This window comes from Streptomyces rubellomurinus (assembly GCF_000961885.1).
Classification (GTDB): domain Bacteria; phylum Actinomycetota; class Actinomycetes; order Streptomycetales; family Streptomycetaceae; genus Kitasatospora; species Kitasatospora rubellomurina.
In genome coordinates this window covers 50,993-74,781 of record NZ_JZKH01000005.1, presented here as the reverse complement: position 1 = coordinate 74,781, position 23,789 = coordinate 50,993, and the positions used below count along the sequence as shown (strand labels likewise).

Sequence of the window (23,789 nt, the reverse complement as noted above, 5' to 3'; positions counted from 1 at the left end):
TGGTCAGCTGTCCGAGCCACCGTCGGCCTTGTCCGCGTCGGCGGACTTCGCCTCGGCGTCCGGGCCGGACGCCGTCTGGGTGCCCGGCTGGGGCTCCGCCACGGCGACCATCGCGGGGCGGATGATCCGCTCACCGATCCGGTAGCCGGGCTGGAGGATCTGCACGCAGGTGTCCTCGGTGACGTCCGAGGAGTAGCTGTGCATCAGCGCCTCGTGCATGGTCGGGTCGAAGGGCTCGCCCTCCTTGCCGAACTGCTGCAGGCCCAGCTTGGCGACGACCGTCTCCAGCGACTCGGCGACGGACTTGAAGCCGCCCGTGACCTCGCCGTGCTCGCGGGCGCGGCCGATGTCGTCCAGCACCGGGATCAGGGACTCCAGGATGTTGGAGACCGCGATCTCGCGGACGGTCAGCCGGTCGCGCTCGACCCGCTTGCGGTAGTTCTGGTACTCGGCCTGGAGGCGCTGGAGGTCGGCGGTCCGCTCGGTGGCCTCGCGCTTGGCGGCGGCCAGCTCGTCGGCACCGGCCTCGGAACCGCCCGCGGCGGCTTCCTCGGCGGCCTTGATCACGGCCTCCTCGGCGGCGGAGTCGTCGCCGGGCTTACCACCCTGCGGCTTGTCCGTCATGCCGACGCACCGCCCTTGGGCTTCTCGTCGTCCACGATCTCGGCGTCGACGACGTCGTCCTCCTTGGCCTGGGCGGAGTCGCCGGCCGCGGCGGCACCGGCGGGGGCGTCGGCGTTGGCGTAGAGCGCCTGGCCGAGCTTCTGCGCGGTGGTGGAGACCTTCTCGGAGGCCTCGCGGATCTTCGCGATGTCCTCGCCCTTGAGGGCTTCCTTGAGCTCGCCGATGGCGGTCTCGACCTCGGTCTTGACGTCGGCCGGGAGCTTGTCGGTGTTGTCCGCGATGAACTTCTCGGTCGAGTAGACGAGCTGCTCGGCGGAGTTGCGGGTCTCGACGGCCTCGCGGCGCTTGTGGTCGTCCTCGGCGTACTGCTCGGCCTCGCGGCGCATCCGGTCGACCTCGTCCTTCGGCAGCGAGGAGCCGCCGGTGACGGTCATCTTCTGCTCCTTGCCGGTGCCGAGGTCCTTCGCGCCGACGTGCATGATGCCGTTGGCGTCGATGTCGAAGGTGACCTCGATCTGCGGCAGGCCGCGCGGCGCCGGCGGCAGGCCGGTCAGCTCGAACATGCCGAGCTTCTTGTTGTAGGCCGCGATCTCGCGCTCGCCCTGGTAGACCTGGATCTGCACGGACGGCTGGTTGTCCTCGGCCGTGGTGAAGATCTCGGAGCGCTTGGTCGGGATCGTGGTGTTGCGCTCGATGAGCTTGGTCATGATGCCGCCCTTGGTCTCGATGCCGAGGGACAGCGGGGTGACGTCCAGCAGGAGGACGTCCTTGACCTCGCCCTTCAGGACACCGGCCTGGAGCGCGGCGCCGATGGCGACGACCTCGTCCGGGTTGACGCCCTTGTTGGCGTCCTGGCCGCCGGTCAGCTCCTTGACGAGCTCGGCGACGGCCGGCATGCGGGTCGAGCCACCGACCAGGACGACGTGGTCGATCTCGGAGAGCGAGATGCCGGCGTCCTTGATCACGTTGTGGAACGGGACCTTGCAGCGCTCCAGCAGGTCCGCGGTCAGCTGCTGGAACTGGGCCCGGGTGAGCTTCTCGTCCAGGTGCAGCGGGCCCTCGGCGGAGGCGGTGATGTACGGCAGGTTGATCGAGGTCTCGGAGGACGAGGACAGCTCGATCTTGGCCTTCTCGGCGGCCTCGCGCAGACGCTGCAGGGCCATCTTGTCCTTGGACAGGTCGACGCCGTGGCCGGACTGGAAGACCTTCACCAGGTGGTCGACGACGCGCTGGTCCCAGTCGTCGCCGCCGAGGTGGTTGTCACCGTTGGTGGCCTTCACCTCGACGACCCCGTCGCCGATCTCCAGCAGGGAGACGTCGAAGGTGCCGCCGCCGAGGTCGAAGACCAGGATGGTCTGGTCGTCCTTGTCGAGGCCGTACGCGAGGGCGGCCGCGGTCGGCTCGTTGACGATGCGCAGGACGTTGAGGCCCGCGATCTCACCGGCCTCCTTGGTGGCCTGGCGCTCGGAGTCGTTGAAGTACGCCGGGACGGTGATGACGGCGTCGGTGACGGTCTCGCCCAGGTACGCCTCGGCGTCGCGCTTCAGCTTCTGCAGCACGAAGGCCGAGATCTGCTGGGGGTTGAAGTCCTTGCCGTCGATGTTGATCTTCCAGCCGGTGCCCATGTGGCGCTTGACCGACCGGATGGTGCGGTCGACGTTGGTGACCGCCTGGCGCTTGGCCACCTCGCCGACGAGGACCTCGCCGTTCTTGGCGAAGGCGACGACGGACGGCGTGGTCCGCGCACCCTCGGCGTTCGTGATGACGGTGGGCTCGCCACCCTCCAGAACGCTGACGACCGAGTTCGTCGTACCGAGGTCGATGCCGACCGCGCGTGCCATCGTAGATACCTCCACGGAAGAGTTGAGCTTTACGGACTCAAGGATGCACGAGGAGCACGAACGAGTCAACAGCCATGAGCCGGAGCGGCTCAACTTTGCTGCGGCCGGGTGCCGCCCCTTCCGTCGGGTCCGGTTGCCCCGAACGGGCGATGGTGGCCCCACGTGACTGCCGCCATACCTTGAGCATCTTCTGGCTCGGTGCTAAGGGGCGATAGTGTCCGGCCGGTGGGAGATTAAGTTACCCACGAGTACACTTGACCGACCTTTATCCTCACCGCCGCTGGAGTACGGAGAAGCCGGATGCAGCTAGCAGCGATCCTCATCTCACTGGGCACAACCCTGGTCGGCGTGGCGCTGTTCGCTCGTGCCGTCGCGCAGATCTACAAGTTCGTCCGGCTCGGCCAGCCCGTCCCGAAGGGCGCCCGGATCAACAATCCGGTGGCCCGCACGGTGACCCTGATCCGGGAGTTCCTCGGCCACACCCGGATGAACAAGTGGGGCATCGTCGGCGTCGCCCACTGGGCCGTCGCGGTCGGCTTCTACGCGCTCATCCTCACCCTGGTCGGCGCGTTCGGCCAGCTCTTCGATCCGGACTACGAGGTCCCGATCATCGGTGACTGGACGCCGTACCTGCTGTTCCAGGAGCTCCTCGGCCTGGTGACCTTCCTCGGCATCGCGGCGCTGATCGTGATCCGGCAGCTGAGCCTGCCGAACCGGGCGGGCCGCAAGTCCCGCTTCGCCGGCTCCAACATGGGCTTCGCGTACTTCGTCGAGGCCGTCATCTTCATCATCGGCGCGGCCATCCTGACCCTGCGCGGCCTGGAGGGCGCGCAGCTGGGCGCCGACCACTACTCGCTCGACTACGTGGTCTCGTACCCGCTGGTGAAGCTGTTCTCCGGGCTGAGCGCCGGCACCCTGCACAACCTGCTCTGGGTGGTCGCGACGATCAAGATCTCGGTCTCCTTCATCTGGATGATCACGGTCTCGCTGAACACCAACATGGGTGTGGCCTGGCACCGCTTCCTGGGCTTCCCGAACATCTGGTTCAAGCGCAACGCGGACGGCGCCACGGCGCTCGGCGCGCTGCTGCCGATGACCTCCGGCGGCCAGCCGATCGACTTCGAGGACCCGGCCGACGACGCCGTCTTCGGCGTCTCCCAGGTCGAGCAGTTCTCCTGGAAGGGCATCCTCGACTTCTCCACCTGCACCGAGTGCGGCCGCTGCCAGTCGCAGTGCCCGGCCTGGAACACCGGCAAGCCGCTCTCGCCCAAGCTGCTGATCATGAGCCTGCGGGACCACGCCTACAACAAGGCGCCGTACCTGCTGGCCGGTGGCGGCAAGGACATGGAGGGCACCGAGCAGGCCACCGCCGAGCAGCTGCAGGGCGTTCCCGCCGCCGCGCTGGCCGAGGCCGAGCGCCCGCTGATCGGCACCGCCGAGGAGAACGGCGTCATCGACCCGGACGTCCTGTGGTCCTGCACCACCTGCGGCGCCTGCGTCGAGCAGTGCCCGGTGGACATCGAGCACATCGACCACATCGTCGACATGCGCCGCTACCAGGTCATGATCGAGAGCAACTTCCCGACCGAGGCCGGGACGATGCTCAAGAACCTGGAGAACAAGGGCAACCCGTGGGGCATGGCCACCAAGGCCCGCCTCGACTGGGTCAAGGAGCTCAAGAAGGAGACCGGCATCGAGGTGCCGGTGATCGGCGAGGACATCGAGCCCGCCGAGGTCGAGTACCTCTACTGGGTCGGCTGCGCCGGCGCCCTGGAGGACCGCGCCAAGAAGACCACCAAGGCCTTCGCCGAGCTGCTGCACACCGCGGGCGTCAAGTTCGCGATCCTCGGCAAGGAGGAGACCTGCACCGGTGACTCCCCGCGCCGCCTCGGCAACGAGTTCCTGTTCCAGATGCTCGGCGCGCAGAACGTCGAGACCCTGAACGCCGCGCTGGAGGACGCCCCGACCAAGCGGATCGTGGCCACCTGCCCGCACTGCTTCAACACCATCGCCAACGAGTACCCGCAGCTCGGCGGGCACTTCGAGGTGATCCACCACACCCAGCTGCTGCAGCACCTGATCGACGAGGGCAAGCTCGTCCCGGTCAACCCGGTCGAGGGCCTGATCACGTACCACGACCCGTGCTACCTGGGCCGCCACAACAAGGTCTACAGCCCGCCGCGCGAGATCATGGACAAGGTCCCCGGCCTGCGCCAGCAGGAGATGCACCGCCACAAGGAGCGCGGCTTCTGCTGCGGCGCCGGCGGCGCCCGGATGTGGATGGAGGAGCGCATCGGCAAGCGGATCAACACCGAGCGCGTGGACGAGGCGCTGTCGCTCAACCCCGACATCGTCTCCACCGCCTGCCCGTTCTGCCTGGTGATGCTCTCCGACTCGGTCAACGGCAAGAAGAACGAGGGCGCGGCCAAGGAGCACCTGAAGGTGGTCGACGTCGCCCAGCTGCTGCTCGAGTCGGTGAAGGCGACCCCGCCGGCCGAGACCGAGGAGCAGCCCGCGACGGTGGACGCGTAACGGTCCGCTGTTCGACGGTTCTGCAACAACTGCCCGGCCCGGTGGACGCCGCCAACGCGCCCGCCGGGCCGGGCTTTTCGGTGCCCCGGGGCGGCTCCGGGAGGCTCCGGGAGGTACGGCGGGGGTACGGGGAGTGACGTCTATCGCACAGCCGCCGGACGGGCATTCGGTTGGAAGCAAATACAGTAGGCGCCGGACCGGCTGCGAGCCGGTCGCCGCGTTCCGGACGGACGACCGTCCGGGCGCCCACCCGGACCGGGTGCACACCGGCCGGGCGCAAAACACGACGGAGGTACCGGCCCGCCGGGCCGGGCCGCGGAGAGCACAAGGGGAACAGCGCAGACCATGACCGAGGCGATCATGCTGGTCGGTGGTAAGGGCACGCGACTGCGCCCGCTGACCACCCACACCCCCAAGCCCATGCTGCCCGTCGCGGGCGTCCCGTTCATCGCGCACCAGCTGGCCCGCGCGGCCGCCGCCGGGGTCACCCGGGTCGTGCTGGCCACCTCGTACCTGGCCGAGGTGTTCGAGGACCACTTCCAGGACGGCACCCCGTACGGCATCGAGCTGGTCTACCTGACCGAGCGCGAGCCGCTGGGCACCGGCGGGGCGATCCGCAACGCCGCCTCCGGGCTGACCTGCGGCCCGGACGAGCCCGTCCTGGTCTTCAACGGCGACATCCTCTCCGGCGTCGACATCGCCGCCCTGCGCGACGGCCACGTGGCCGCCGGGGCCGACGTCACCCTGCACCTCACCCGGGTCGAGGACCCGCGCGCCTTCGGCCTCGTCCCGACCGACGAGGACGGGCGGGTGCTGGAGTTCCTGGAGAAGCCGGAGACGCCGGAGCAGATCGTCACCGACCAGATCAACGCCGGCTGCTACGTCTTCACCCGGTCCGTCATCGACCGCATCCCGGCCGGCCGCGAGGTGTCCGTCGAGCGCGAGACCTTCCCCGAGCTGCTGGCCACCGGCGCGCTGCTGCGCGGCGTCGTCGACACCTCGTACTGGCTGGACCTCGGCACCCCGGCCGCGTTCGTCCGCGGCTCCGCCGACCTGGTCCTCGGCAAGGTCGACTCCCCGGCCGTCCCCGGCCCGACCGGCGACGCCCTGCTGCTGCCCGGCGCCACCGTCCACCCCGGCGCCGTGCTCAGCGGCGGCACCGTGGTCTCCGCGGACGCGGTGGTCGAGGCCGGCGCGATCGTCGAGGGCAGCGTGATCCTGCCCGGTGCGGTGATCGGCCCGGACACCCTGGTGAAGGACTCCATCGTGGGCGCCTTCGCCGCCGTCGGCGAGCGCTCGGCGCTGGACGGCGCCGTCATCGGCGACGGCGCGATCGTCGAGTCCGACAACGAGCTGCCGAACGGCATCCGGATCGCCTGCGGCACCCTGCTGCCGGTCGGTGCCGTCCGCACCACCGCCGGCCCGGGCGGCTGCCCGGCCGGCACCACCGCGGCCGCGGCCGTGCACGGGCCGTCCGTCACCGCGCAGCGGTAGCGCTCCGGGGGGCCGCACCGCCCGTTCGTCCCAGACTCGCTGCAAACCGGCCCCGGCTCCGTCCGGGGCCCACGCGCACTGGGCCGGACGGGTACCTTCGGACCGTGGCTGGTAATCGATACGACAGCGGTCAGGGCGCCGACCCGAACGGCGGGTGGGCGCCCCCTCCGCCGCCGGCGGGGGGCCCCGGGGGGCAGGGGCGGCCGGAGGGGCCGGAGTACTTCACGGCGCCGCACCCGGGCGCGGGCGGCGGGTACGACCCGTACGGGGCCGACCGGCCCGGCAGCACCCGGGCGTTCCCGGCGGGCGACCCGTACGGCGGGCAGCCGTACCCGGGGGGCTATCCGGGGCAGGCCGGCTACCCGGGGCAGCCGGAGCCGGGCTACGGGCAGTACGGCGAGTACGGCCAGTACGGGCAGGAGCCGGGCCACCACGACGACGGCTACGGGCAGCAGCAGCCGCCGTACGGCCAGGACAACGTCACCGTCTACCGCGCCGGCGGCCAGTCCACCCCGCACGTCACCGGCCCCCGGCCGCGGTGGCGCGAGCTGCTCGTCGGCATCGTCCGCACCCCGAGCGCGATCTTCGACCGCACCCGCGACCACCAGGTCTGGCTGCCCGCCCTCACCGTCTCGCTGCTGTACGGCGCGCTCGCGGTGCTCGGCATCGGCCTGACCCACGACGACATCGTCAACTCGACCTTCAGCGTGGCGCTGACCGGCATCGCCGCCGCCGCGATCGGCTTCACGATCGCCGGCGCCGTCTTCGGCGGCGTCACCTACGCGCTGGCCCGCCAGCTCGGCGGCGACGGCCCGTGGCGCTCGACGGTCGGCCTGGCCGCGCTGATCGGCTGGCTGACCGACGCCCCCCGGCTGCTGCTGGACCTGGTGCTGCCCTCCGGCAGCGCCGTCGTCCAGGTCGTCGGCTGGGCCACCTGGATGTTCTGCGCCTACCTGCTGACCAGCATGGTCCGGCGGGTGCACGACCTGCCCTGGGGCAAGGCGGCGGCCGCCGCGGCCGTCCAGCTGCTCGCGCTGCTGGTGCTGATCAAGCTGCCGACCCTGGGCTGAGCACCCCGCGGCCGCTGCGGCCCCCGGGCGGCCTGCGGGCAGAATGGGGGCGGGCCCCGGGCACGAGCCGGGCCCGCCACCCCTCGCAGGCCGACACCCACCGGAGCCAGCCATGACCCTGCCCACCACCCACGTCAGCTTCCCGGCCGGGGCGGTGACCGGCGAGTCCCCGGTGCTCGCGGTGAGCCCGCTGGCGGACGGCCGGTACGCCGTCGTCACCGCGGCGACCCCGTTCCACCCGCTCGACCACACCTGGCCCGACCAGCCGGCCGACCACGGCACCCTCACCGTGGACGGCACCGAGCTGGCCGTCGTCGACTGCCTCACCGGCGCGGTCGGCCCGGACGGCGGCGAGCTGCTGGTCGGCGCCGACATCCCGGTGCGGCGCGGCGACGAGGAGTGGTCCTGGCTGGTCCTGCACGTCCTGGACACCGACCCCGGCGAGATCGTCGGCCGCACCGCCGCCCTGGCCGTCGACGCCGAGCGCCGGGCCGCCCTCAGCGCCTCGCACAGCGGCTGCCACCTGCTCGCCCTCGCCCTCAACGCCGCGCTGGCCCCGCGCTGGCGCAAGGACCCGGGCCGCTCGGACGCCTTCGGCAACCCCGACTTCGACAGCCTGGCCATGGCGAGCTCGGTGATGGACACCGCGGCCAGCACCGACACCTACCGGCTCGGCAAGTCGCTCAAGAAGAAGGGCTTCACCGCGGACGCCACCGAGGACCTCCCCGCCCTCGCCGACGCCCTGCCCGCCCTCACCGAGGCCGTCAACGCGCGCCTCGCCGCCTGGGTCGCCGCCGACGCCCCGGTCCGTATCGACGTCCCCGGCCCCGAGCTCACCGCCCGCCGCCAGTGGCACTGCGAGCTGCCCGAGGGCGGCGCGCAGATCTTCTGCGGCGGCACCCACCTGCACCACCTCGGCCAGCTCGCCGAGCTGCGCACCGAGCTGCGGCTCTCCGAGGACGGCACCGAGCTGGTCGCCGTCACCAGCCCGAAGCGGGCCTGAGAACGCCGCGGGCGGTCGCCCCTTCGGTGGAAGGGACGACCGCCCGCCGTGCGTGCTCCGTGGGTCGTCAGACCTGGCTGCGGTGGAAGTTCAGGTACGAGCGGGACGGCGTCGGGCCGCGCTGGCCCTGGTAGCGCGAGCCGTAGCGCTCCGAGCCGTACGGGTGCTCCGAGGGCGAGGACAGCCGGAACAGGCACAGCTGCCCGATCTTCATCCCCGGGTACAGCTTGATCGGCAGCGTCGCGACGTTCGACAGCTCCAGCGTCACGTGACCGCTGAAGCCCGGGTCGATGAAGCCCGCGGTGGAGTGCGTCAGCAGGCCCAGCCGGCCCAGGCTCGACTTGCCCTCCAGCCGGGAGGCCACGTCCTCGGGCAGCGTGATGACCTCGTACGTCGAGGCCAGCACGAACTCGCCCGGGTGCAGGATGAACGCCTCGTCGCCCTCCGGCTCCACCAGCCGGGTCAGGTCCGGCTGCTCCTCGGAGGGGTCGATGTGCGGGTACTTGTGGTTCTCGAACACGCGGAAGAAGCGGTCGAGGCGCACGTCGATACTCGACGGCTGGATCATCGACGGGTCGAACGGGTCGATGACGACCCGACCCAGGTCGATTTCGGTCCGGATGTCCTTGTCAGAGAGCAGCACACTTCGAGGTTACGTGCACGGCAGGGCCCCGGACGAATCCGTCCGGGGCCCGTTCCGCTCTCCGTCCGCCCTCAGGCCAGGAACTCCGCGGCCTCCAGCCGCATCGCCCGGGCCAGTTGCGCCCCCGACAGCTCCCGCACGTCGGCCAGCACCGAACTCCGCAGCCGTCCGCACTGCGGGCAGCGGATCAGCCGCCCGGGCCCGAGCCGCCCGGGCCCGAGGTTCTGCATCGGAAACGTGGTGGTGCTGAACAGGTGCCCCTCGGCACAACGAACGACGGCGCGCTGCTCCATCGATCCCCTTCCCATCCCTAACCCAGTACTCACCCGTACTCGTGCGCCCCGGCGACCGGCCCCGGGACAGCGTCACATTAGGGGATGTTCCGGACATTCCACACCGTGGCTCGCCGCCCCGAACCCCACCCGCCGGAGCACTCGCACGCGGCCCACACAGTACGCCCCGCACCCGCTCCCGACCGGCTCCGCCACGTCCCCGAACCACCCGTGCGACCACAGTCGCGGATGGGGTAAGGTGGCACCAGATCGAGGCGTCTCTGACGGCTCGTCAGGCGGGCGTAGTTTAATGGTAGAACATGAGCTTCCCAAGCTTAGAGCGCGAGTTCGATTCTCGTCGCCCGCTCCATACCGAAAGCCGCAGGTCATCTGACCTGCGGCTTTCGTGTTGTCCGGGGCCGGGCGGGCCCGGCCGGTCGGCGGTCGGGCGGGCCCGGGGCGGTGCGGGTGGTTATGCCGGTGGGGTGCTCCGGTGGCGGGCGAGGGCCTGGTCGAGGTGGCGGCGGAGGGCGCGGCCGAGGGGCTTCTCGACCACGCGGTGGATCAGCCAGGCCAGCAGGAGCATCGAGACGGTGGTGAGGGCGAGCCGGCCCCAGGGGCCGAGCCAGTGGGCGTGGGCGGTGAGTTCGGTGGCCATGGGCAGGCCGAGGCTCTGGTGGACCAGGTAGAAGGGGTAGGTGAGTGCACCGGCCGTCATGAGCCAGCGCCAGCGGATGCGGGCGAGGGGGCCGATGGTGGCCAGGAGCAGGAGGGCCAGGAAGGCGGTCAGCAGGGCGCCGGCGACGGTCCAGGAGCAGAGCGCCTTGGACCCCCAGTCCCGGTAGTGGCCGGCCAGCCGTCCGGGGAGCACGGCCAGTTCGTAGCACCAGGCGAAGCCGAGGAGGATCCAGAGCATGAGGTTCTGGCCGAAGCGGTACATGAGGTAGACCGCGATGCCGGCGACGAACAGGCCGGCGTACTGGGTGAGGACGAAGTCGTCCAGGAACGTGCTCTTCGTCTCCGAGGTGATGATCCCGGCGGCGAGCCAGATGACGCAGAAGCCCATGACCCGGTGGTAGGTGGTGCCGAAGGCCAGGAGGACGGCCATCAGGAGGTAGAAGTGGGCCTCGACGGCGAGGGTCCAGGCGACGCCGTCCAGGAGGCTCGCGTGCAGGGCATCCGGGAACATGGTCAGGTTGGCCAGGACGACCCGGGGGTGGATCACCGCGCCGACGTCGTGGGTCTGCAGGGGGATCAGCGCGAACCTGGCCACGATCAGGACGATCGCGCACCAGTAGGCCGGGTAGAGCCGGGATATTCGCGAGACGGCGAACTGTCCTGCCGTGCGTCCCCAACAGCTCATGCAGATGACGAATCCGCTGATGAGGAAGAAGGCCTCGACACCGAGCCAGCCGTACATCGACGCGTGGTGCAGCGGGCCGGCGAACTCCTTGGCGGACGGCCCCCACAGGTCGGGCGGGATCGCGGCCAGGTAGTGGAATCCCGTGACGGCGAGCGCGGCGAGCAGACGCATGCCGTCGACGACGGCCAGCCGGGGCCCGGCCTCGCTCCGGCCGCGGCCTTCGGCCGGGGCTTTCGCCCGTGCGAGACCGTTCCAGGCCTGTCTGCTGGAGGGCGGGGACGTGGGCGCGTGGAGCACTGGCTGGAGTCCGATCGGGTCGGCACGCCCGCTCTCGCCCGGGACCGCGGACGAAGGTCATAGGCGTGGGGGAACGGTGATGCCTCTCAGCCGTGGCGCGGGGGCGCACCACCCGCAGACTGATCAACCGAGCGATTATCTTATGTGCAGCCCATTCGAGTGAACGCGGGGCGCGAGTTCGATTCCCGTCGCCCGCTCCGCACCGGCAGCCGCAGGTCAGGTGACCTGCGGCTGTCGTGTTCTCCGGGGGCGGGCGGGGGTCAGGGGGTGACGCCGGCGAGGTGGCGGCCGCCGGGGCGGGCGGCCTCGGCGAGGAGGGCGGGGTCGTCGCCGACCGCGACCGGGTGCCCGACCGCGCGCAGGAGCGGGAGGTCGGTGGCGTGGTCGCCGTAGGCGGTGCAGCGGGTGGGGTCGAGGCCGTGGGTGTGGGCCCAGCCGCGGGCCGCGACGGCCTTGGCGGGGCCGATCATCGGGTGGGTGACCTCGCCGGTGAGCCGTCCGGCGACGATCAGCTGCGGGGTGCCGAGGGCTTCGTGGGCGCCCAGGTGGCGGGCGATCGGGTCGAGGCAGGGGAAGAACGAGCCGGAGACGAGGACGACCCGGTCGCCGGCCGCGAGGTGGCGCTCCAGGGCGCGCAGGACGGGGAGGTGGAAGAAGCCGCCGCCCGCCAGCTGCTGCCGGAACCACTCCTCGCCCTGTCGGGTCAGGTCGGCCGCCTCGGCGCCCGCGTAGTGGCGGTAGTAGGCGCGGTTGACCTCCTCGCGGGAGAGCCCGTGGTCGGAGAGCAGGCGCAGTCCGGTGCGGGCCCGGTGGTAGACGGCCGGGGGGCGGCCGGTGGCGGCGAAGTGGAACTCCAGGAAGCTGAACATGGTCTTGGCGGTCACCAGCGTCTCGTCGACGTCGAAGAACGCGGCCGCGCCGGGCACCTCGGGCATGGCGGAGGGCTCCTGTCAGGACGAGGGGACGGACGAGGGGACGGACGAGGGGACGGGCGATGGGACGGGCGGGGGGAGGGACGGCGGGAGGAACAGGGCGATGGACTCGGCGACGCAGGCCGGCCGGTCCCGGCCCTCGACCTCGACGGTGACCCGGACCCGGGCCCGGAGGCCCTGCGGGGTGTCGACGGCCTCGACCAGTTCGGCGGTGCCGCGGATCCGGGAGCCGACCGGCACGGCGGCGGGGAAGCGGACCTTGTCCAGGCCGTAGTTCACCCCGGCCGCCGCGCCGTCGATCCGGTAGATCTCGGCGCAGAGCGCCGGGAGCAGCGAGAGCGTGAGGTGGCCGTGGGCGACGGTGGTGCCGAACGGCCCCTCGGCGGCCCGGGCCGGGTCGGTGTGGATCCACTGGCGGTCGTCGGTGGCGTCCGCGAAGGCGTCGACCCGCTGCTGGGTGACGGTCCGCCACCCGCTGCTGCCGAGGACGGACCCGCGGGCGGCGGCGAAGGCCTCCAGGGTGGGAAAGACGCGCATGTCGGTCTCCTCGGACGACTCAGATGGACGTGTAGCCGCCGTCGACCGGGACGGCGGTGCCGGTGACGTACGAGCTGGCGCGGCTCGCCAGGTAGAGCAGGGCGCCGTCCAGCTCGTCGAGGGTGCCCTCGCGGCCCATCGGGGTCCGCTGGGTGATCCACCGCCGGCCGGATTCGGTGTCGAGCATGTCCGCGGTCAGTTCCGAGCGGAACCAGCCGGGGCAGATCGCGTTGACCCGTACGCCGCGACGGGCCCACTGGGCGGCCAGTTCGCGGGTCAGGCTGACCACGCCGCCCTTGCTCGCGGCGTACGCGGCCTGCGGCAGCGTCCCGCTGGCGACCAGCCCGTAGATCGAGGCGATGTTGACGATCGTCCCGGAGCCCTGCGCGAGCATCCGCTCGCCGACCAGGCGGCTCAGCGCGAACACCGAGGTCAGGTTGACGTCGACGAGGCCCGCGAAGGCCTCCGGCCGCTCCTGCTCGGCGGGGACGACGCGGGACGAGCCGGCGTTGTTGACCAGGACGTCGATCCGGCCGAAGTGCTCGGCCACGGTGGCCACCAGCCGTTCCCGGTCCTCCGGCAGGGTGACGTCGCAGGGGACCGCGAGGCTGTCGGGGCAGTGCGCGGCGACCTCCTTCAGCTGCCCCTCCCGGCGGGCCGTCAGCGCGACCCGGGCGCCGGCCGCCGCGAGCACCCGGGCGAAGCGGGCGCCCAGCCCGCTGGACGCGCCGGTGACCAGGGCGACCTGGCCGTCCAGCCGGAAGAGCGCGGCCGGGTCGCCGACCGGCGGCGGCACGGGGGTGCTCACCGGGCCACCTCCACCACGGCGGAGGTCCAGGTGAAGCCGGCGCCGGCGCTGAGCAGGACGACCAGGTCCCCGGGGCCGAGGGTGCCGGCGGCCAGCAGGTCGGTCAGGTTGGCCATCGGGTCGCCGGCGCCCAAGTGGCCGGTGGCGCCGCCGAGTTCGACCACCGGTGCGGCGCAGACCTCGGCGAAGGCGGGCTGGTACGAGCCGGTCAGCACGTGGCCGGCGAGCCGGGGCAGTGCGGCGGCCCGCAGCCGGGGGTCGTCGCCGCGCAGGCCGGCGTCCTCCAGCGAGCGGCTGACCACGGTGGTGACGGCGGAGTGCGCGGTCTCGCCGAAGTCGACGCTCGGCCGCCCGGTCATGAACTCCTTCTTCGCCAGGCGCGGTTGAAGGGTCTTCAGGCCGCTCAGCGGGGCCGGGGTGAACGGGGCGTCGCCGCGGTGCATCGCCTCCAGCTCGGAGGCGGCGACGCTGGCGGTGGCCAGCAGCCGGACGGAGGGCCCCTGCGGCGCCCGGGTGAGCAGCACCGAGGTGGCGCCGTCGCCGTAGGCGATGCCGAGGTCTCCGCCCCAGCGGTCGAAGCCGGGCGGCGGGTAGCAGTCGGCGGTGGTGACCAGGGCGCTGTCGATCTTCGGGTCGACGATCATGTCCCGGGCGGCCTGGTCGATCGCCGACATCCCGCCGTTGCACATCTGCTGGACGCCGACCGGCAGGGCCTTGAAGGCGCCCAGGCGGTCCGCGAGGTAGTGCGCGGGGCACCAGAACTCGTGGCCCTGGTGGAAGGTCCAGGCGTGCAGCACCCGGCCGAGCTGCTCGCCGGCCACGCCGGCCGCCGCCAGCGTCCGCGCGGCCGAGCGCTCGGCGAGCTCCACCGGGGGCAACTCGCTGACGCTCAGGCCGGAGTAGCGGTAGCGCTCGGCGTTGTACTCGCTGATCAGGCCCTCCGCGACGGCTTCGGCGGCGGTTTGCAGGCGCTCGCCGAGGACGGTGGCCGGGGCGCTCAGGTAGAGCGGCAGATCAAAGCGCATCGCCGGCTCCACGGGTGTCCTGCGGCCAGCCGACGGTGAGGCCGAGGCGGACCTGGATGCGGGCGACGGTGTGGTTGGACTGCAGGAACGAGACGGCGATCAGCCGGCCGCCGTCCGCCGCGGTGGCTGCCGCGGTGTCCGCCGTGCCGTCCGCCGCGCCGTCGTCCGGGACCAGGCAGGCCTGGACGAGCAGGTCGGAGTCCAGCTCGGCGAAGCGCAGGTAGGTGGCGGTGATCTGCTGCAGGAAGAGCTTCGCGGGGGCCTGCCCCAGCCGCTCGCCCAGCAGGAACACGGCGGCCTGGCGGGCGGCCTCCATCATCACCGGGCCGGGCACGTGGTCCTGCGGGTGGTCGAACATGCTGCGGTGGGCGACCGGCACGTGCAGCCGGGCGACCACGGTGTCCTCGGTGTCGCGGACGTCGCGCAGCACCACGTTCTCGGCGTGCTCGCGGCCCACCAGGTGCGGGCGCACGGGGGCGGCGGGGCCGTCGGCGGGGAGGGTGTCGGAGTACGGCGGCGGCGTGGTGCGGTGGCTCATGCGCAGCTCCTGGTAGACGTCGTCGGGGCGCAGCGCCGTGTCGACGGAGACGGTGCCGACGCTGCGGCCGCCGACCAGGACCTCGACGTCGTGCACGACCCGGGCGGTCACCCCGGCGAACATCTTCTCCAGCGAGACCTTGCCGAGCAGGGTCAGCTCGGGCACCCCGCCGTCGGCGAGCAGCGGGGCCGGGTCGGTGATCTCCATCCGGCACTCGGCGGTGATGGACTTGGTGTCCTGCGAGGCGCCGTGCTGCAGGTGCATCGCGCAGAGCAGCATCTGCCGGACGCTCTCGAACACCGCGAGCGGGTCGTGCAGTTCGGGCCGGCCGGTGTGGTCGCCGTAGTAGGAGTGCGCGGGGGGCAGCTGGGCCGCGGCCTCGAAGGTGGTCGAGTCGATCGTGCGGAAGTCGGTGAGGAAGACCTCGGCGATCGCGGCCCGGTGGACCAGGTGCCGGTCGATGGTGCGGCGGGTGGTGAGGTCGGCGGTCGGATCCGTACGGACGTCGAGCGTGGTCATCACTGCTCCAGGGGGTCGGGGGCGGCCGGCGAGGGCCTCGGTCCGGGGGGTGGGTGGGGCCACCCCGGCGGGGGCGGCCCCGGGACCCGTGAGGGGGTCCCGGGGCCGCGGGGCGGGGCTGGGCGGTCGGCGGCTCAGCTGTCGGCGATGAGCTTGCCGGCGGCGCTCCAGCTCTCCGCCGGGGTCTCCTGGATCCAGACCTGGACGGTCTCGGCCGGCAGCTCGTAGGCCTGCACGAAGGCGTCGGTGATGCGGGCGACCAGGTCGCGCTTCTTCTCGACGTCGCGCGGGCCCTGCAGAACGGTGACGACGGGCATGGCATTCTCCTTGGAAAAGAATTCCGGACGGGTTTTCGCTCGCCCGCCTTTTCGGGGCCGGCGGCGCAAGAACGACGTTATTCGCCCGGCCCGGCCCCGTTCAAGGGAAATGCTTCCTACGGGTGCGGTGATGTCTCTGAAGTGGCAGGGCGGGGTGGGGGAGAAAAGCCCGGCGACCCCGACACCTCAAGGGATGTCGGGGTCGCCGGGCGGTCTTCCGGTGAATCTCCGGATTTCTGTCAATGCCTGTCGACGCCTGTCGATTCCGGTCGTGAATGGCGGACGGGCGCCGGTGCGGGAATTCCTGGACGGTGGGGCGAAAAGCGGTGGAAAGGCGGGTTTCAGGCGGCGTTGCGGGTGCCGTCCGGGTCGAGCGGCGACCACCAGAGCGCGGAGGTGGCCGGGCCGTCGCCCAGGATCACGCCGCGGCCCTCGACGATCCGGCCGTCCCGCCAGCGCAGCACGTGCAGGGCCGTGACGTCGAGCAGGTGGTACGGGGAGGTGCTGTCCTCGGGGGCGCCGGCGCGCAGCGCCCGGTTCTTGTTGACGTCCACGGAGTAGCCGTCCTCGGCGTTGACCAGGACGGTGATGTTCTCCGCGAGGTACGTGCCGCCGGAGAGTTCGCCGACGGTCTTCAGGAACGCGAGGAAGCCGTCCAGCCCCTCGTGCCAGCCCGCGTGGGCGTGGTTGCCGGGGATCTCGAACCGCAGGTCCTCGTCCCAGTACTCGAGCATCTTCTGGCGGTCGCCGGTGCCGAGGGCGGCGAACGCGGCGCGGACCCGGTCGGGCGTCAGCTCTCTCATGGGGTCTCTGTCCTTTGCTGGCAGGGGAGTTGGGGGTGCGTCGCACTCAGACGGTGGCGGGCTCGTGCTCGGCGGCCGGCGCGGTGTCGACGGCCTCGGCCTCGGCGGGGGCCGCGGCGCCGGCCCGGGAGCGGGCGCCGACCACGGCCACCAGGACGGTGGCGGCGGCGCAGAACACGGCGGCGATCCAGAGCGCGGTGTGCAGGCCGCCGGTGTAGGCGGAGGTCGCGGTGTGGTGGAACGCGGCGCGCGCGGCCTCCGGCACCGTGCCCTCCGGGTCGGCCAGTTGACCCTGGTTCAGCGAGTCGGCCAGTGCGCCGGGGTTGTGCCCGTACGGGCCGCTGTAGGCGTCGAGCTGGTCGCCGAGCTCGCTGCGGGTGAAGCTGACCAGCAGCGATCCGACGACGGCGATGCCGATGGCCTCGCCCGCCAGCCGCATGGTGTTGAACATGCCCGCCGCCATGCCGGCCCGGGACGGGTCGACGCTGGAGACGGCGGCGCCGTCCATCACGCCGAAGGAGACGCCGATGCCGATGCCGATGACGGCGTACGGGCCGAGCGCGGCCCAGTTGCCGATGCCGGGGTGCAGCACCGTCAGCCAGCCGACGCCGATCGCGGTGAGGCCGACCGACGCGGTCACCATGTGCCTGATCGGGACCCAGCGCAGCAGGTAGCCGGCGATCAGCGGGAAGAACACGGTGGGCACGGTCAGCATCAGCATGTCGACGCCGGCGTGCAGCGTGGTCTCGCCGTTGACGGCGGTCAGGTAGCTCGGCAGGTACACCAGCAGCGGGGTGAAGGCGAGGACCAGCGCCACGACGCCCACGGACAGCGAGACGAACTGGGGCTGGCGGAACAGGCTCAGGTCGAACATCGGCCGGTCCTGCCGCTGCTCGACCACGATGAAGGCGGCGAGCAGCACCGCGCACGCCAGGTAGGCGGCGAGGTTGAACGGCGAGGTCCAGCCGATCTGCGCGCCCTCGATCAGGGCGGCGATGAGCGCGGCGAGCGCCCCGCTGAAGGTGACGGTGCCGGCCCAGTCCGTCCGGGTCGCCTGCGGGTCGCGGGACTCGGGCAGGACCACGGAGAGCGCGAGCACCACGGCGCCGGTGATCGCCGGCACCAGGAACACCGAGCGCCAGCCGAAGGTCGTGGACAGCGCGCCGGCGACGAACGGCCCGAAGGCCATGCCGGCGCCCACGGCGGTGCCGAAGACGCCGAACGCCTTGGCCCGGGCCTGGCCCTCGAAGGCGTGCGCCAGCATCGCGCTGCCGGAGGTCAGCATGGCCGCCGCGCCCACGCCGGCGACGGCGCGGGCGAGGTCGAGCAGCACGACGCCGTTCGACAGCGCGGACACCAGCGAGCAGATCGAGAACGCCAGGGTGCCGGTGATGAACACCCGGCGCCGGCCGAAGCGGTCGGCGAAGGAGCCGCTGGCCAGCATGAAGCTGGCGAAGGTGAGGTCGTAGCCGTTCACGATCCACTGCCCGGCGGCCAGGCTGTTGTGGAAGTCGGCGGCGACGCCCGGCATCGCGACCGAGGAGCCGGTCAGCGAGATCGGGAGCAGCAGCGACGCGAGCACCACGGTGACGAGCGTCGCCGTCGGATGCCGGGAGGTGGTCTGGGTCGGGTCCTTCGTGGTGGTGGTCATGGCCGTCCTTCTCCTTGGCTCCTTGGCACGGGGTCGGTGGCGGAGGCGAGGTGTTCCGCGGCGGACGAACGGTGCTCATCGGGCCCGGTTCGTCCCGCTCTTCCGGTCGGGGCTGATCCGCAGTCGCTTCCGCATTCCACGCTACGGGTGCGCAGGGATTCGCAGAATTCCGCTTCGGGGTCACCCGGGATGTTTCTTTCGAGGCACGGCGGGTGTTTCCGATGGATTCGGGAGGGCCGCCCGAGGTGCGGCAGACCGGGCGGCCACGGGCCCGGCCGCGTTCGCAACATCCTTCGCCCGCAGCCTGGTTGAGAGGGGAGTGCGGCGCTGGTCCGGTCGTTCCGGGCGTGCGGCGGACGGAATTCCCGGCCGGTGCGGACGGTGCTCGGAATTCGCCTCTCCGCAGTCTCCGAAACGAATCCGGTGCCCGAAGGTGCGGTTCTCGATTCCCCTTCCGGAGCGCCGTTCGAATCTTTGGGGGAATACGGCTGCCGCCGGCCGCGGCGCGGATCTAGCGTCGGTCCCAACCTTCGGAGAGGACGGAAACCATGGACAGTCCCGTCGTCGTGGTGGGCGCGGGCCCGATCGGCCTGGTACTCGCCTGCGAACTGCTCGGCCAGGGCGTGCCGGTGCGGGTGGTCGACGCGGAGCGCGAGCACTCGGCGCACTCGCGGGCCACCACGATCTGGCCCCGGCCGCTGGAGCTGCTCCGGCGGATCGGCGTGGCCGACCGCATCGTCGAGGAGGGCCACCGGATCCAGGGCGTCACCTACTACTCCGACCACCGCCCGCTGGCGACCGCCTGGTTGAACCGGCTCGGCGCGACGCCCTACCCGTTCGCGGTCGGCCTGCCCCAGGACCGCACCGAGGCGCTGCTGGTGGAGCGGCTGGAGGAGCTGGGCGGCAAGGTCGAGCGGGGCGTGCGGCTGGCCTCGCTGGACGCGGGCGGCCCGCGGGCCAGGCTGCGGCTGGCCCTGCCCGGCGGCGGGACCGAGGAGGTGGAGGCGCCCTGGGTGATCGGCGCGGACGGCGCCCACAGCACCGTGCGCAAGGAGCTCGGCATCGGCTTCGCCGGCGCCCAACTGAAGATCAACTTCGCCATCACGGACGCCGAGCTCTCCGGTGACATCCCGTCCGACCTGGTCAGCTACTGCTACACCGCGCAGGGCGGCCTCGGCCTCGCGCCGATCTCGCCCACCGTGCACCGGGTGGCCGTCAGCGTCCCGCCCGAGCTGGCCGAGCGCACGCCGGACCGCGAGTTCTTCCAGCGCATCGTCGAGGAACGCGGCCCCGGGCGGGTGCGGCTGGGCGAGCTGCGCTTCAGCACCGTCTTCCGCGTCCACGTGCGCACCGCCGACCGCTTCCGCTCCGGCCGGGCCCTGCTGGTCGGCGACGCCGCCCACCTGATGAGCCCGGCCGGCGGCCAGGGCATGAACACCGGCCTCCAGGACGCCGCCAACCTGGGCTGGAAGCTGGCCGGCGTGCTGCGCGGCACGTTCGACGAGTCGCTGCTGGACAGCTACGACGACGAGCGCCGCCGGGCCGTCCACGCGGTGACCCGCTCCACCTCGATGCAGACCCGCTGGGGCGCGCTCACCAAGCCCTCCCAGCTGGCGCTGCGCGACACGCTCGTCCGCGCGGCGGGGCGCAGCGGCGTCCTGCAGTGGCGCCTCGCGCCCAAGATCGGCCAGCTCGACGCCACCTACCGGGACGGGGGCGCGCCGGCCGTCCGCCCGTGGGGGACCGCCGCCCCCGGCGACCGGCTGCCGGTGCTGCTCGGCGAGGGCGCGGCCCCGGCCGGTCCGTCCTGGGCCGGCATATCCGGCCGGGACCACGCGGTGATCCTGCACGCCGGGCGGACCCGCCCGGCCGACTGGCAGGGCGTCTGCGCGCGGATCCGGGCGGCGGTGGGCGAGCGGGCCGAGGTCCTGGACGCGCCGAGCGGCCCGCACGGCCCGCTGGCCGTCGCGCTGGGCCGCCGGCCCGCCGCCGCCGTGGTCCGCCCGGACGGGCACCTCTTCGAGCTGCTGACCGACCCCGCGCCCGGGGCCGTCCTCGCCGCCCTGTCCCGCGCCCGCCGCGAGGCGCTGCCGCGCTGAGCGTTCCGGCGTCGCCGTACCACCCGTCACCGCCATCCACCCGCCGCCACTGAGGAGACGACCATGTCCGTGATCCCCGCCAGCCACCTGGACCTGCTGGAGCGCCCGCTCTTCGGCCACCTCGCCACCCTGCGCCCGGACGGCACCCCGCAGGTCAACCCGGTCTGGTACCGCTGGGACGGCGAACTGCTCTGGTTCACCACCACGACCACCCGGTTCAAGTACCGCAACCTCAAGGGGAACCCGAACGCCGCGCTGTCGGTGAACGACCCGGAGCGGCCCTACCGCTACCTGGAGGTCCGCGGCACGGTCGAGCGGATCGAGGAGGACCACGACGCCGTGGGGTTCCTCGCGCTCGCCCACCGCTACGACCCGGAGTTCCCGCCGCCCGGGGACGCGCCGGACCGCATGGTGGTCGGCATCCGCCCGCACCACACCAGCTGCCAGTAGTGCGACCAGAACTGACGCGGCGTCACGTCCGGTGCCCGTACCGCGCGGCGAGTCCGCCGCGGTACGGGCACCGGTCGCTGGCCGCGAACTCACCGACGGCCGCGCTCGGTGCCCGCGAGCCGCAGCCGGGCCTCGGCCAGCAGCGTCCCGCGCCGGCGGAACTCCACCCGGACGGGCAGGCCGTCCGCGGCCCCGGGCGGCTGCGCGAGGCGGGCCCGCACGGTGGTCTCCTCGTCCAGTTCGACGAACCGCCGGTGGTCCAGCTCGACGGCCAGCAGCACGGTGCGGGCCGGCGAGCGGCCGAACTCCTCGCCGACCAGCAGCAGTCCGGCCTGCCGGGCGGCCTCCAGCAGCACCGCGCCGGGCACGTGGTCGGGCCGCTGGTCGAAGAGGCTGCTGTGCCCCAGCGGAACCCGCAGCCCGGCCGCCAACTCCCCGGCGGCGAAGCGGGGTTCCAGCAGGACGACGTTCTCCGGCCGCTGCCGGCCGAGCAGGTAGGGCGGGACGGCGCCCGGGTGCTCCCGGACGGGCAGCTCGTCCGAGCGGGGCGGCAGGTCGGCGCGTTCGCGCAGCCGCAGCCGGCGGTAGGCCGCGGGCGGGCGCAGCGCGGTGTCGGTGGTGGCCGTGCCGAGCTGCCGGCCGTCGAGGACGAGGTCCACCCGGTGCACCACCCGGGTCAGCGCGCCCTTGCGGCACCAGGTCCGCGACTCGTGGCCGCGCAGCTCCAGTTCGTCCAGGTCGGGGCCCGCGGCCAGGGCGTCCGGGGCGGTGATCCGCAGCCGCCGGCCGAGGGTGAACGCGACGGCCTCCGGCGGCGCGTCCGGGTGCGTCCCGGTCGCGCAGCGCACGGCCTGGCGCACGCTCTCCAGGAGCACCAGCGGGTCGTGCAGCCGGGGGGCGTGGAGGTGGTCGTTGTAGTACGGGTGGGCGTGCGGCAGCCGGGCGCCGGCCAGGAAGCTGCGGTCGAACCTGGCCCTGAAGTCGGTGAGGAAGACCTCCTGGAGGCCGTCCCGCTGGACGAGCCGGCGGCTGATGGTCCGGTCGAAGCTGAGCCGGTCTCCGGCCGTTGCGAGGTGGGGGTCGGTGGAGCTGTCGAGCATGGTCATGGTCCGTCTCCTGGGGTGTTCCGCCGGGTCGGTCAGGCCGGGACGGCGATGGCCTCGGTGTCGATGGCCTCGGTGTCGATGTGCTCGGAGCCGATGTCCTCGGCGCCGATGTCCTCGGTGTCGAGCAGCCGGCCGACCTCGGCGAGGGCCGAGGCGGTGTCGCGGAACGCGATCGTGCGCCAGCCCGCCGCGCGCGCCCGGGCACCCCGGACCTCCGACGCGTCGACCAGCACGCACCGGGCGGCGGACCGCCCCGCCGCGGCCTGCGCCGCGCGCAGTGGCAGCCCGGCGCCCGCCGCCGACGACCGGCGGACCACGGCGTCGAAGAGCAGCGGCGCGAGCAGCCGCAGCCAGCCGGGCTCCCGGCCGTCCGGCAGGTCGGTGAGCAGGCCGACGAAGACGCCCTCGGTCCGCAGCTGGGCCAGCCGGTCGATCCAGGCCCGGTTGGGGCGGCACAGGTCCAGCCAGATCTCCTGCGCCCGGGACAGGTCGCAGACCACGCCGTACTCGTGCTCCAGCACGGCCTCGACCGCCGCCGACCAGGCGGCGCCGGCGTCCGGCGGCAGCGTGCCGCCGTGCTCGCCGGAGACCTGCGCCATCGCCTCGCGCAGCGCGTGTCCGGGCGCGCCGACCCGGTCGGCGAAGGCCCGCAGGAGCTCGGCGGCGGACTGGGTGAGCACTCCGGTGCAGTCCGTCCAGAGCGCGAACGGGGTGGGGCCGGAGTTCCGGTCGTCGGTCATCGGGTGACGTCCTTCCTGACGTGCTGAGCGGTGAGGGCGGTGAGGGTGTCGGGGCCCGCCGCGGCCTCCGGTGTGCGGACGGCCGCGGCGGGGCGGTGCTGGCTGTACGGCTGCGCAGGGCCGGGCGTCAGAGCTCGAACAGGAGCCCGCCGAAGTACCAGCCGGAGCCGACCGCGGTGGAGAGGATCCGGTCGCCCGGCTTCACCAGGCCCTGCTCCGCGAACTCGGAGAGCGCGATCGGGATGGAGGCGCAGCCGGTGTTGCCGCGCACGTCGAAGTTGGTGCGGAACTTCTCCGGCGGCAGTTCGAGGCCGGCCTTGACGCCCGCGTGGATGGCGTTGTTGCCCGGGTGCGGGATCAGCCAGTCGAGGTCGCCGACGCCGATGCCGGCCCGCCCCAGGAGCGTGTCGGCGACCTTCAGGCTGGAGCCGACGGCCAGCTCGATGAGCTCCGGGCGGGGCCGCAGCCAGCCGTCCCGGGCCGCGACGGCGTCCGCCCGCGCGGCGTCGCAGCTGAGCGTCGAGTACCGCAGCCCGGTGCCGTCCTCGGCACCCTTCTCCAGCACCACCGCGCCGGCCGCGTCGCCGAAGATCAGCTGGCCGCGGGTGCCCGGTCGGGCCCGGCGGGAGAAGCGGTCCGCGGCGACCACCACGGCCCGCTGCCAGCCCGGCTGCGCGGCGAGCATCGAGGCCGCCGTCTGCACGCCGTGCACGAAGCCGGTGCAGGCCCCGCAGACGTCGAAGGCGAGGGCCCGCTCGGCGCCGAGCCGGGCGGCCACCTGCGGGCCGATCTCGGGGATCCACTGCCGGTCGGTCCAGTTGGCGAGCACCACGACGTCCACCTCGTCGGGCTCGCGGCCGGCCCGGGCGAGCGCGGCCCGGGCGGCCTGCTCGGCCATGTACTCGACGGTCTCGTCCTCCGCGGCCTCGTGCCGGCTGCGCACGCCCAACTCCGCGGCCTCCTCGGGGGCGTAGGTCCGGCCGCCGATGGTGATGCCGTGCTCGTTGCTGACCAGCGTGCGGGGGTAGTAGTGGCCGAGACCGGTGAAGCGCAGTCCGGAGCCGGTCCAGGTCATCGTGTTCGGGTTCTCGACGGGCATGGTGGGGCAGGCCTTTCGGGCGTGGG

21 protein-coding genes, 1 tRNA gene and 1 pseudogene are annotated in these 23,789 nt (G+C 72.8%); 7 read left to right on the top strand and 16 right to left on the bottom strand.

Annotated features, from left to right (window positions below):
• Positions 1–3: 3 nt before the first annotated feature.
• Entirely contained in the window at positions 4–624 is a 621-nt protein-coding gene (gene grpE, locus VM95_RS04290; protein WP_045692652.1) for a nucleotide exchange factor GrpE, read from the bottom strand.
• A complete protein-coding gene (dnaK, locus tag VM95_RS04285; RefSeq protein ID WP_045692651.1) occupies positions 621–2,465 on the bottom strand; it encodes a molecular chaperone DnaK in 1,845 nt (614 codons plus the stop codon). Before dnaK ends, grpE begins: the two co-directional genes overlap by 4 nt.
• Positions 2,466–2,765: 300 nt before the next feature.
• Between dnaK and VM95_RS04280 the strand changes: the two genes are divergently transcribed.
• From VM95_RS04280 to VM95_RS04265, 4 genes and pseudogenes are all read left to right on the top strand, one after another.
• The gene (locus VM95_RS04280; RefSeq protein WP_045692650.1) at positions 2,766–4,997 is read left to right on the top strand and encodes a (Fe-S)-binding protein; all 2,232 of its coding nucleotides are present in this window, start codon (positions 2,766–2,768) and stop codon (positions 4,995–4,997) included.
• A gap of 345 nt (positions 4,998–5,342) precedes the next feature.
• Positions 5,343–6,407, top strand: a pseudogene (manB, locus tag VM95_RS04275) (mannose-1-phosphate guanylyltransferase); the annotation flags it as partial.
• A gap of 188 nt (positions 6,408–6,595) precedes the next feature.
• A complete protein-coding gene (locus tag VM95_RS04270; protein WP_052707136.1) occupies positions 6,596–7,561 on the top strand; it encodes a Yip1 family protein in 966 nt (321 codons plus the stop codon).
• Between the two features lie 112 nt (positions 7,562–7,673).
• Positions 7,674–8,564, top strand: coding sequence for an alanyl-tRNA editing protein (locus VM95_RS04265; protein ID WP_045692648.1), 891 nt, complete (start codon positions 7,674–7,676; stop codon positions 8,562–8,564).
• Between the two features lie 67 nt (positions 8,565–8,631).
• On the opposite strand, the gene dcd is transcribed toward VM95_RS04265, so the two are convergent.
• Together dcd and VM95_RS04255 are read right to left on the bottom strand one after the other, a co-directional pair.
• On the bottom strand, positions 8,632–9,207 hold the full coding sequence (gene dcd, locus VM95_RS04260; RefSeq protein ID WP_045692647.1) for a dCTP deaminase: 576 nt from the start codon (positions 9,205–9,207) through the stop codon (positions 8,632–8,634).
• Positions 9,208–9,278: 71 nt separating this feature from the next.
• Positions 9,279–9,500 (bottom strand): hypothetical protein, encoded by a 222-nt coding sequence (locus VM95_RS04255; RefSeq protein ID WP_078859593.1) that lies wholly within the window; start codon positions 9,498–9,500, stop codon positions 9,279–9,281.
• Positions 9,501–9,775: 275 nt separating this feature from the next.
• On the opposite strand from VM95_RS04255, the gene VM95_RS04250 reads away from it, so the two are divergent.
• Positions 9,776–9,849: transfer RNA gene (locus tag VM95_RS04250), tRNA-Gly, on the top strand.
• 102 nt (positions 9,850–9,951) lie between these two features.
• On the opposite strand, the gene VM95_RS04245 is transcribed toward VM95_RS04250, so the two are convergent.
• The 9 genes from VM95_RS04245 to VM95_RS04205 all read right to left on the bottom strand — a co-directional run bounded on the left by VM95_RS04245 (position 9,952) and on the right by VM95_RS04205 (position 18,269).
• Positions 9,952–11,013: an acyltransferase family protein gene (locus VM95_RS04245; protein ID WP_045692645.1), complete on the bottom strand. Its 1,062-nt coding sequence runs from the start codon at positions 11,011–11,013 to the stop codon at positions 9,952–9,954.
• Between the two features lie 386 nt (positions 11,014–11,399).
• Positions 11,400–12,074, bottom strand: a complete 675-nt coding sequence (locus VM95_RS04240) for an HAD family hydrolase (protein ID WP_045692644.1) — start codon at positions 12,072–12,074, stop codon at positions 11,400–11,402.
• A 15-nt stretch (positions 12,075–12,089) separates the two neighbouring features.
• Positions 12,090–12,608, bottom strand: coding sequence for a MaoC family dehydratase (locus tag VM95_RS04235; RefSeq protein ID WP_063773447.1), 519 nt, complete (start codon positions 12,606–12,608; stop codon positions 12,090–12,092).
• A 19-nt stretch (positions 12,609–12,627) separates the two neighbouring features.
• Positions 12,628–13,416, bottom strand: a complete 789-nt coding sequence (locus VM95_RS04230) for an SDR family NAD(P)-dependent oxidoreductase (RefSeq protein ID WP_244178625.1) — start codon at positions 13,414–13,416, stop codon at positions 12,628–12,630.
• A complete protein-coding gene (locus VM95_RS04225; protein ID WP_045692730.1) occupies positions 13,413–14,441 on the bottom strand; it encodes a ketoacyl-ACP synthase III family protein in 1,029 nt (342 codons plus the stop codon). Before VM95_RS04225 ends, VM95_RS04230 begins: the two co-directional genes overlap by 4 nt.
• Positions 14,431–15,498 carry an AfsA-related hotdog domain-containing protein gene (locus VM95_RS04220; protein WP_052706354.1) on the bottom strand — a complete coding sequence of 356 codons (1,068 nt, stop codon included), beginning with the start codon at positions 15,496–15,498 and terminating at the stop codon, positions 14,431–14,433. The genes VM95_RS04225 and VM95_RS04220 overlap by 11 nt, the downstream gene beginning before the upstream one ends.
• Before the next feature lie 134 nt (positions 15,499–15,632).
• Entirely contained in the window at positions 15,633–15,884 is a 252-nt protein-coding gene (gene dmpI, locus VM95_RS04215) for a 4-oxalocrotonate tautomerase DmpI (RefSeq protein ID WP_279616811.1), read from the bottom strand.
• 272 nt (positions 15,885–16,156) lie between these two features.
• Complete coding sequence (locus tag VM95_RS04210) at positions 16,157–16,618, bottom strand: nuclear transport factor 2 family protein (RefSeq protein ID WP_045692642.1); 462 nt, start codon at positions 16,616–16,618, stop codon at positions 16,157–16,159.
• 46 nt (positions 16,619–16,664) lie between these two features.
• Positions 16,665–18,269, bottom strand: coding sequence for an MFS transporter (locus VM95_RS04205; protein ID WP_052707134.1), 1,605 nt, complete (start codon positions 18,267–18,269; stop codon positions 16,665–16,667).
• 548 nt (positions 18,270–18,817) lie between these two features.
• Between VM95_RS04205 and VM95_RS04200 the strand changes: the two genes are divergently transcribed.
• Entirely contained in the window at positions 18,818–20,368 is a 1,551-nt protein-coding gene (locus tag VM95_RS04200) for an FAD-dependent monooxygenase (RefSeq protein ID WP_045692641.1), read from the top strand.
• A gap of 63 nt (positions 20,369–20,431) precedes the next feature.
• A complete protein-coding gene (locus VM95_RS04195) occupies positions 20,432–20,818 on the top strand; it encodes a PPOX class F420-dependent oxidoreductase (RefSeq protein ID WP_045692640.1) in 387 nt (128 codons plus the stop codon).
• Positions 20,819–20,907: 89 nt separating this feature from the next.
• Here VM95_RS04195 and VM95_RS38515 read toward each other — a convergent pair whose 3' ends face one another.
• From VM95_RS38515 to VM95_RS04180, 3 genes are all read right to left on the bottom strand, one after another.
• On the bottom strand, positions 20,908–21,924 hold the full coding sequence (locus VM95_RS38515) for an AfsA-related hotdog domain-containing protein (protein WP_052707133.1): 1,017 nt from the start codon (positions 21,922–21,924) through the stop codon (positions 20,908–20,910).
• A gap of 32 nt (positions 21,925–21,956) precedes the next feature.
• Positions 21,957–22,664: an HAD family hydrolase gene (locus VM95_RS04185; RefSeq protein WP_045692639.1), complete on the bottom strand. Its 708-nt coding sequence runs from the start codon at positions 22,662–22,664 to the stop codon at positions 21,957–21,959.
• Between the two features lie 127 nt (positions 22,665–22,791).
• Positions 22,792–23,763 carry a ketoacyl-ACP synthase III gene (locus VM95_RS04180; protein WP_244178624.1) on the bottom strand — a complete coding sequence of 324 codons (972 nt, stop codon included), beginning with the start codon at positions 23,761–23,763 and terminating at the stop codon, positions 22,792–22,794.
• Positions 23,764–23,789 lie beyond the last annotated feature (26 nt).

Excerpts from the sequence above, each read along its gene's own strand:
- grpE (WP_045692652.1), bottom strand. The coding sequence starts at position 624 with ATGACGGACAAGCCGCAGGGTGGTAAGCCCGGCGACGACTCCGCCGCC.
- dnaK (WP_045692651.1), bottom strand. The coding sequence starts at position 2,465 with ATGGCACGCGCGGTCGGCATCGACCTCGGTACGACGAACTCGGTCGTC.
- VM95_RS04280 (WP_045692650.1), top strand. The coding sequence starts at position 2,766 with ATGCAGCTAGCAGCGATCCTCATCTCACTGGGCACAACCCTGGTCGGC.
- VM95_RS04265 (WP_045692648.1), top strand. The coding sequence starts at position 7,674 with ATGACCCTGCCCACCACCCACGTCAGCTTCCCGGCCGGGGCGGTGACC.
- VM95_RS04255 (WP_078859593.1), bottom strand. The coding sequence starts at position 9,500 with ATGGAGCAGCGCGCCGTCGTTCGTTGTGCCGAGGGGCACCTGTTCAGC.
- VM95_RS04245 (WP_045692645.1), bottom strand. The coding sequence starts at position 11,013 with ATGCGTCTGCTCGCCGCGCTCGCCGTCACGGGATTCCACTACCTGGCC.
- VM95_RS04240 (WP_045692644.1), bottom strand. The coding sequence starts at position 12,074 with ATGCCCGAGGTGCCCGGCGCGGCCGCGTTCTTCGACGTCGACGAGACG.
- VM95_RS04235 (WP_063773447.1), bottom strand. The coding sequence starts at position 12,608 with ATGCGCGTCTTTCCCACCCTGGAGGCCTTCGCCGCCGCCCGCGGGTCC.
- VM95_RS04225 (WP_045692730.1), bottom strand. The coding sequence starts at position 14,441 with ATGCGCTTTGATCTGCCGCTCTACCTGAGCGCCCCGGCCACCGTCCTC.
- VM95_RS04220 (WP_052706354.1), bottom strand. The coding sequence starts at position 15,498 with ATGACCACGCTCGACGTCCGTACGGATCCGACCGCCGACCTCACCACC.
- VM95_RS04210 (WP_045692642.1), bottom strand. The coding sequence starts at position 16,618 with ATGAGAGAGCTGACGCCCGACCGGGTCCGCGCCGCGTTCGCCGCCCTC.
- VM95_RS04205 (WP_052707134.1), bottom strand. The coding sequence starts at position 18,269 with ATGACCACCACCACGAAGGACCCGACCCAGACCACCTCCCGGCATCCG.
- VM95_RS04200 (WP_045692641.1), top strand. The coding sequence starts at position 18,818 with ATGGACAGTCCCGTCGTCGTGGTGGGCGCGGGCCCGATCGGCCTGGTA.
- VM95_RS04195 (WP_045692640.1), top strand. The coding sequence starts at position 20,432 with ATGTCCGTGATCCCCGCCAGCCACCTGGACCTGCTGGAGCGCCCGCTC.
- VM95_RS38515 (WP_052707133.1), bottom strand. The coding sequence starts at position 21,924 with ATGACCATGCTCGACAGCTCCACCGACCCCCACCTCGCAACGGCCGGA.
- VM95_RS04185 (WP_045692639.1), bottom strand. The coding sequence starts at position 22,664 with ATGACCGACGACCGGAACTCCGGCCCCACCCCGTTCGCGCTCTGGACG.
- VM95_RS04180 (WP_244178624.1), bottom strand. The coding sequence starts at position 23,763 with ATGCCCGTCGAGAACCCGAACACGATGACCTGGACCGGCTCCGGACTG.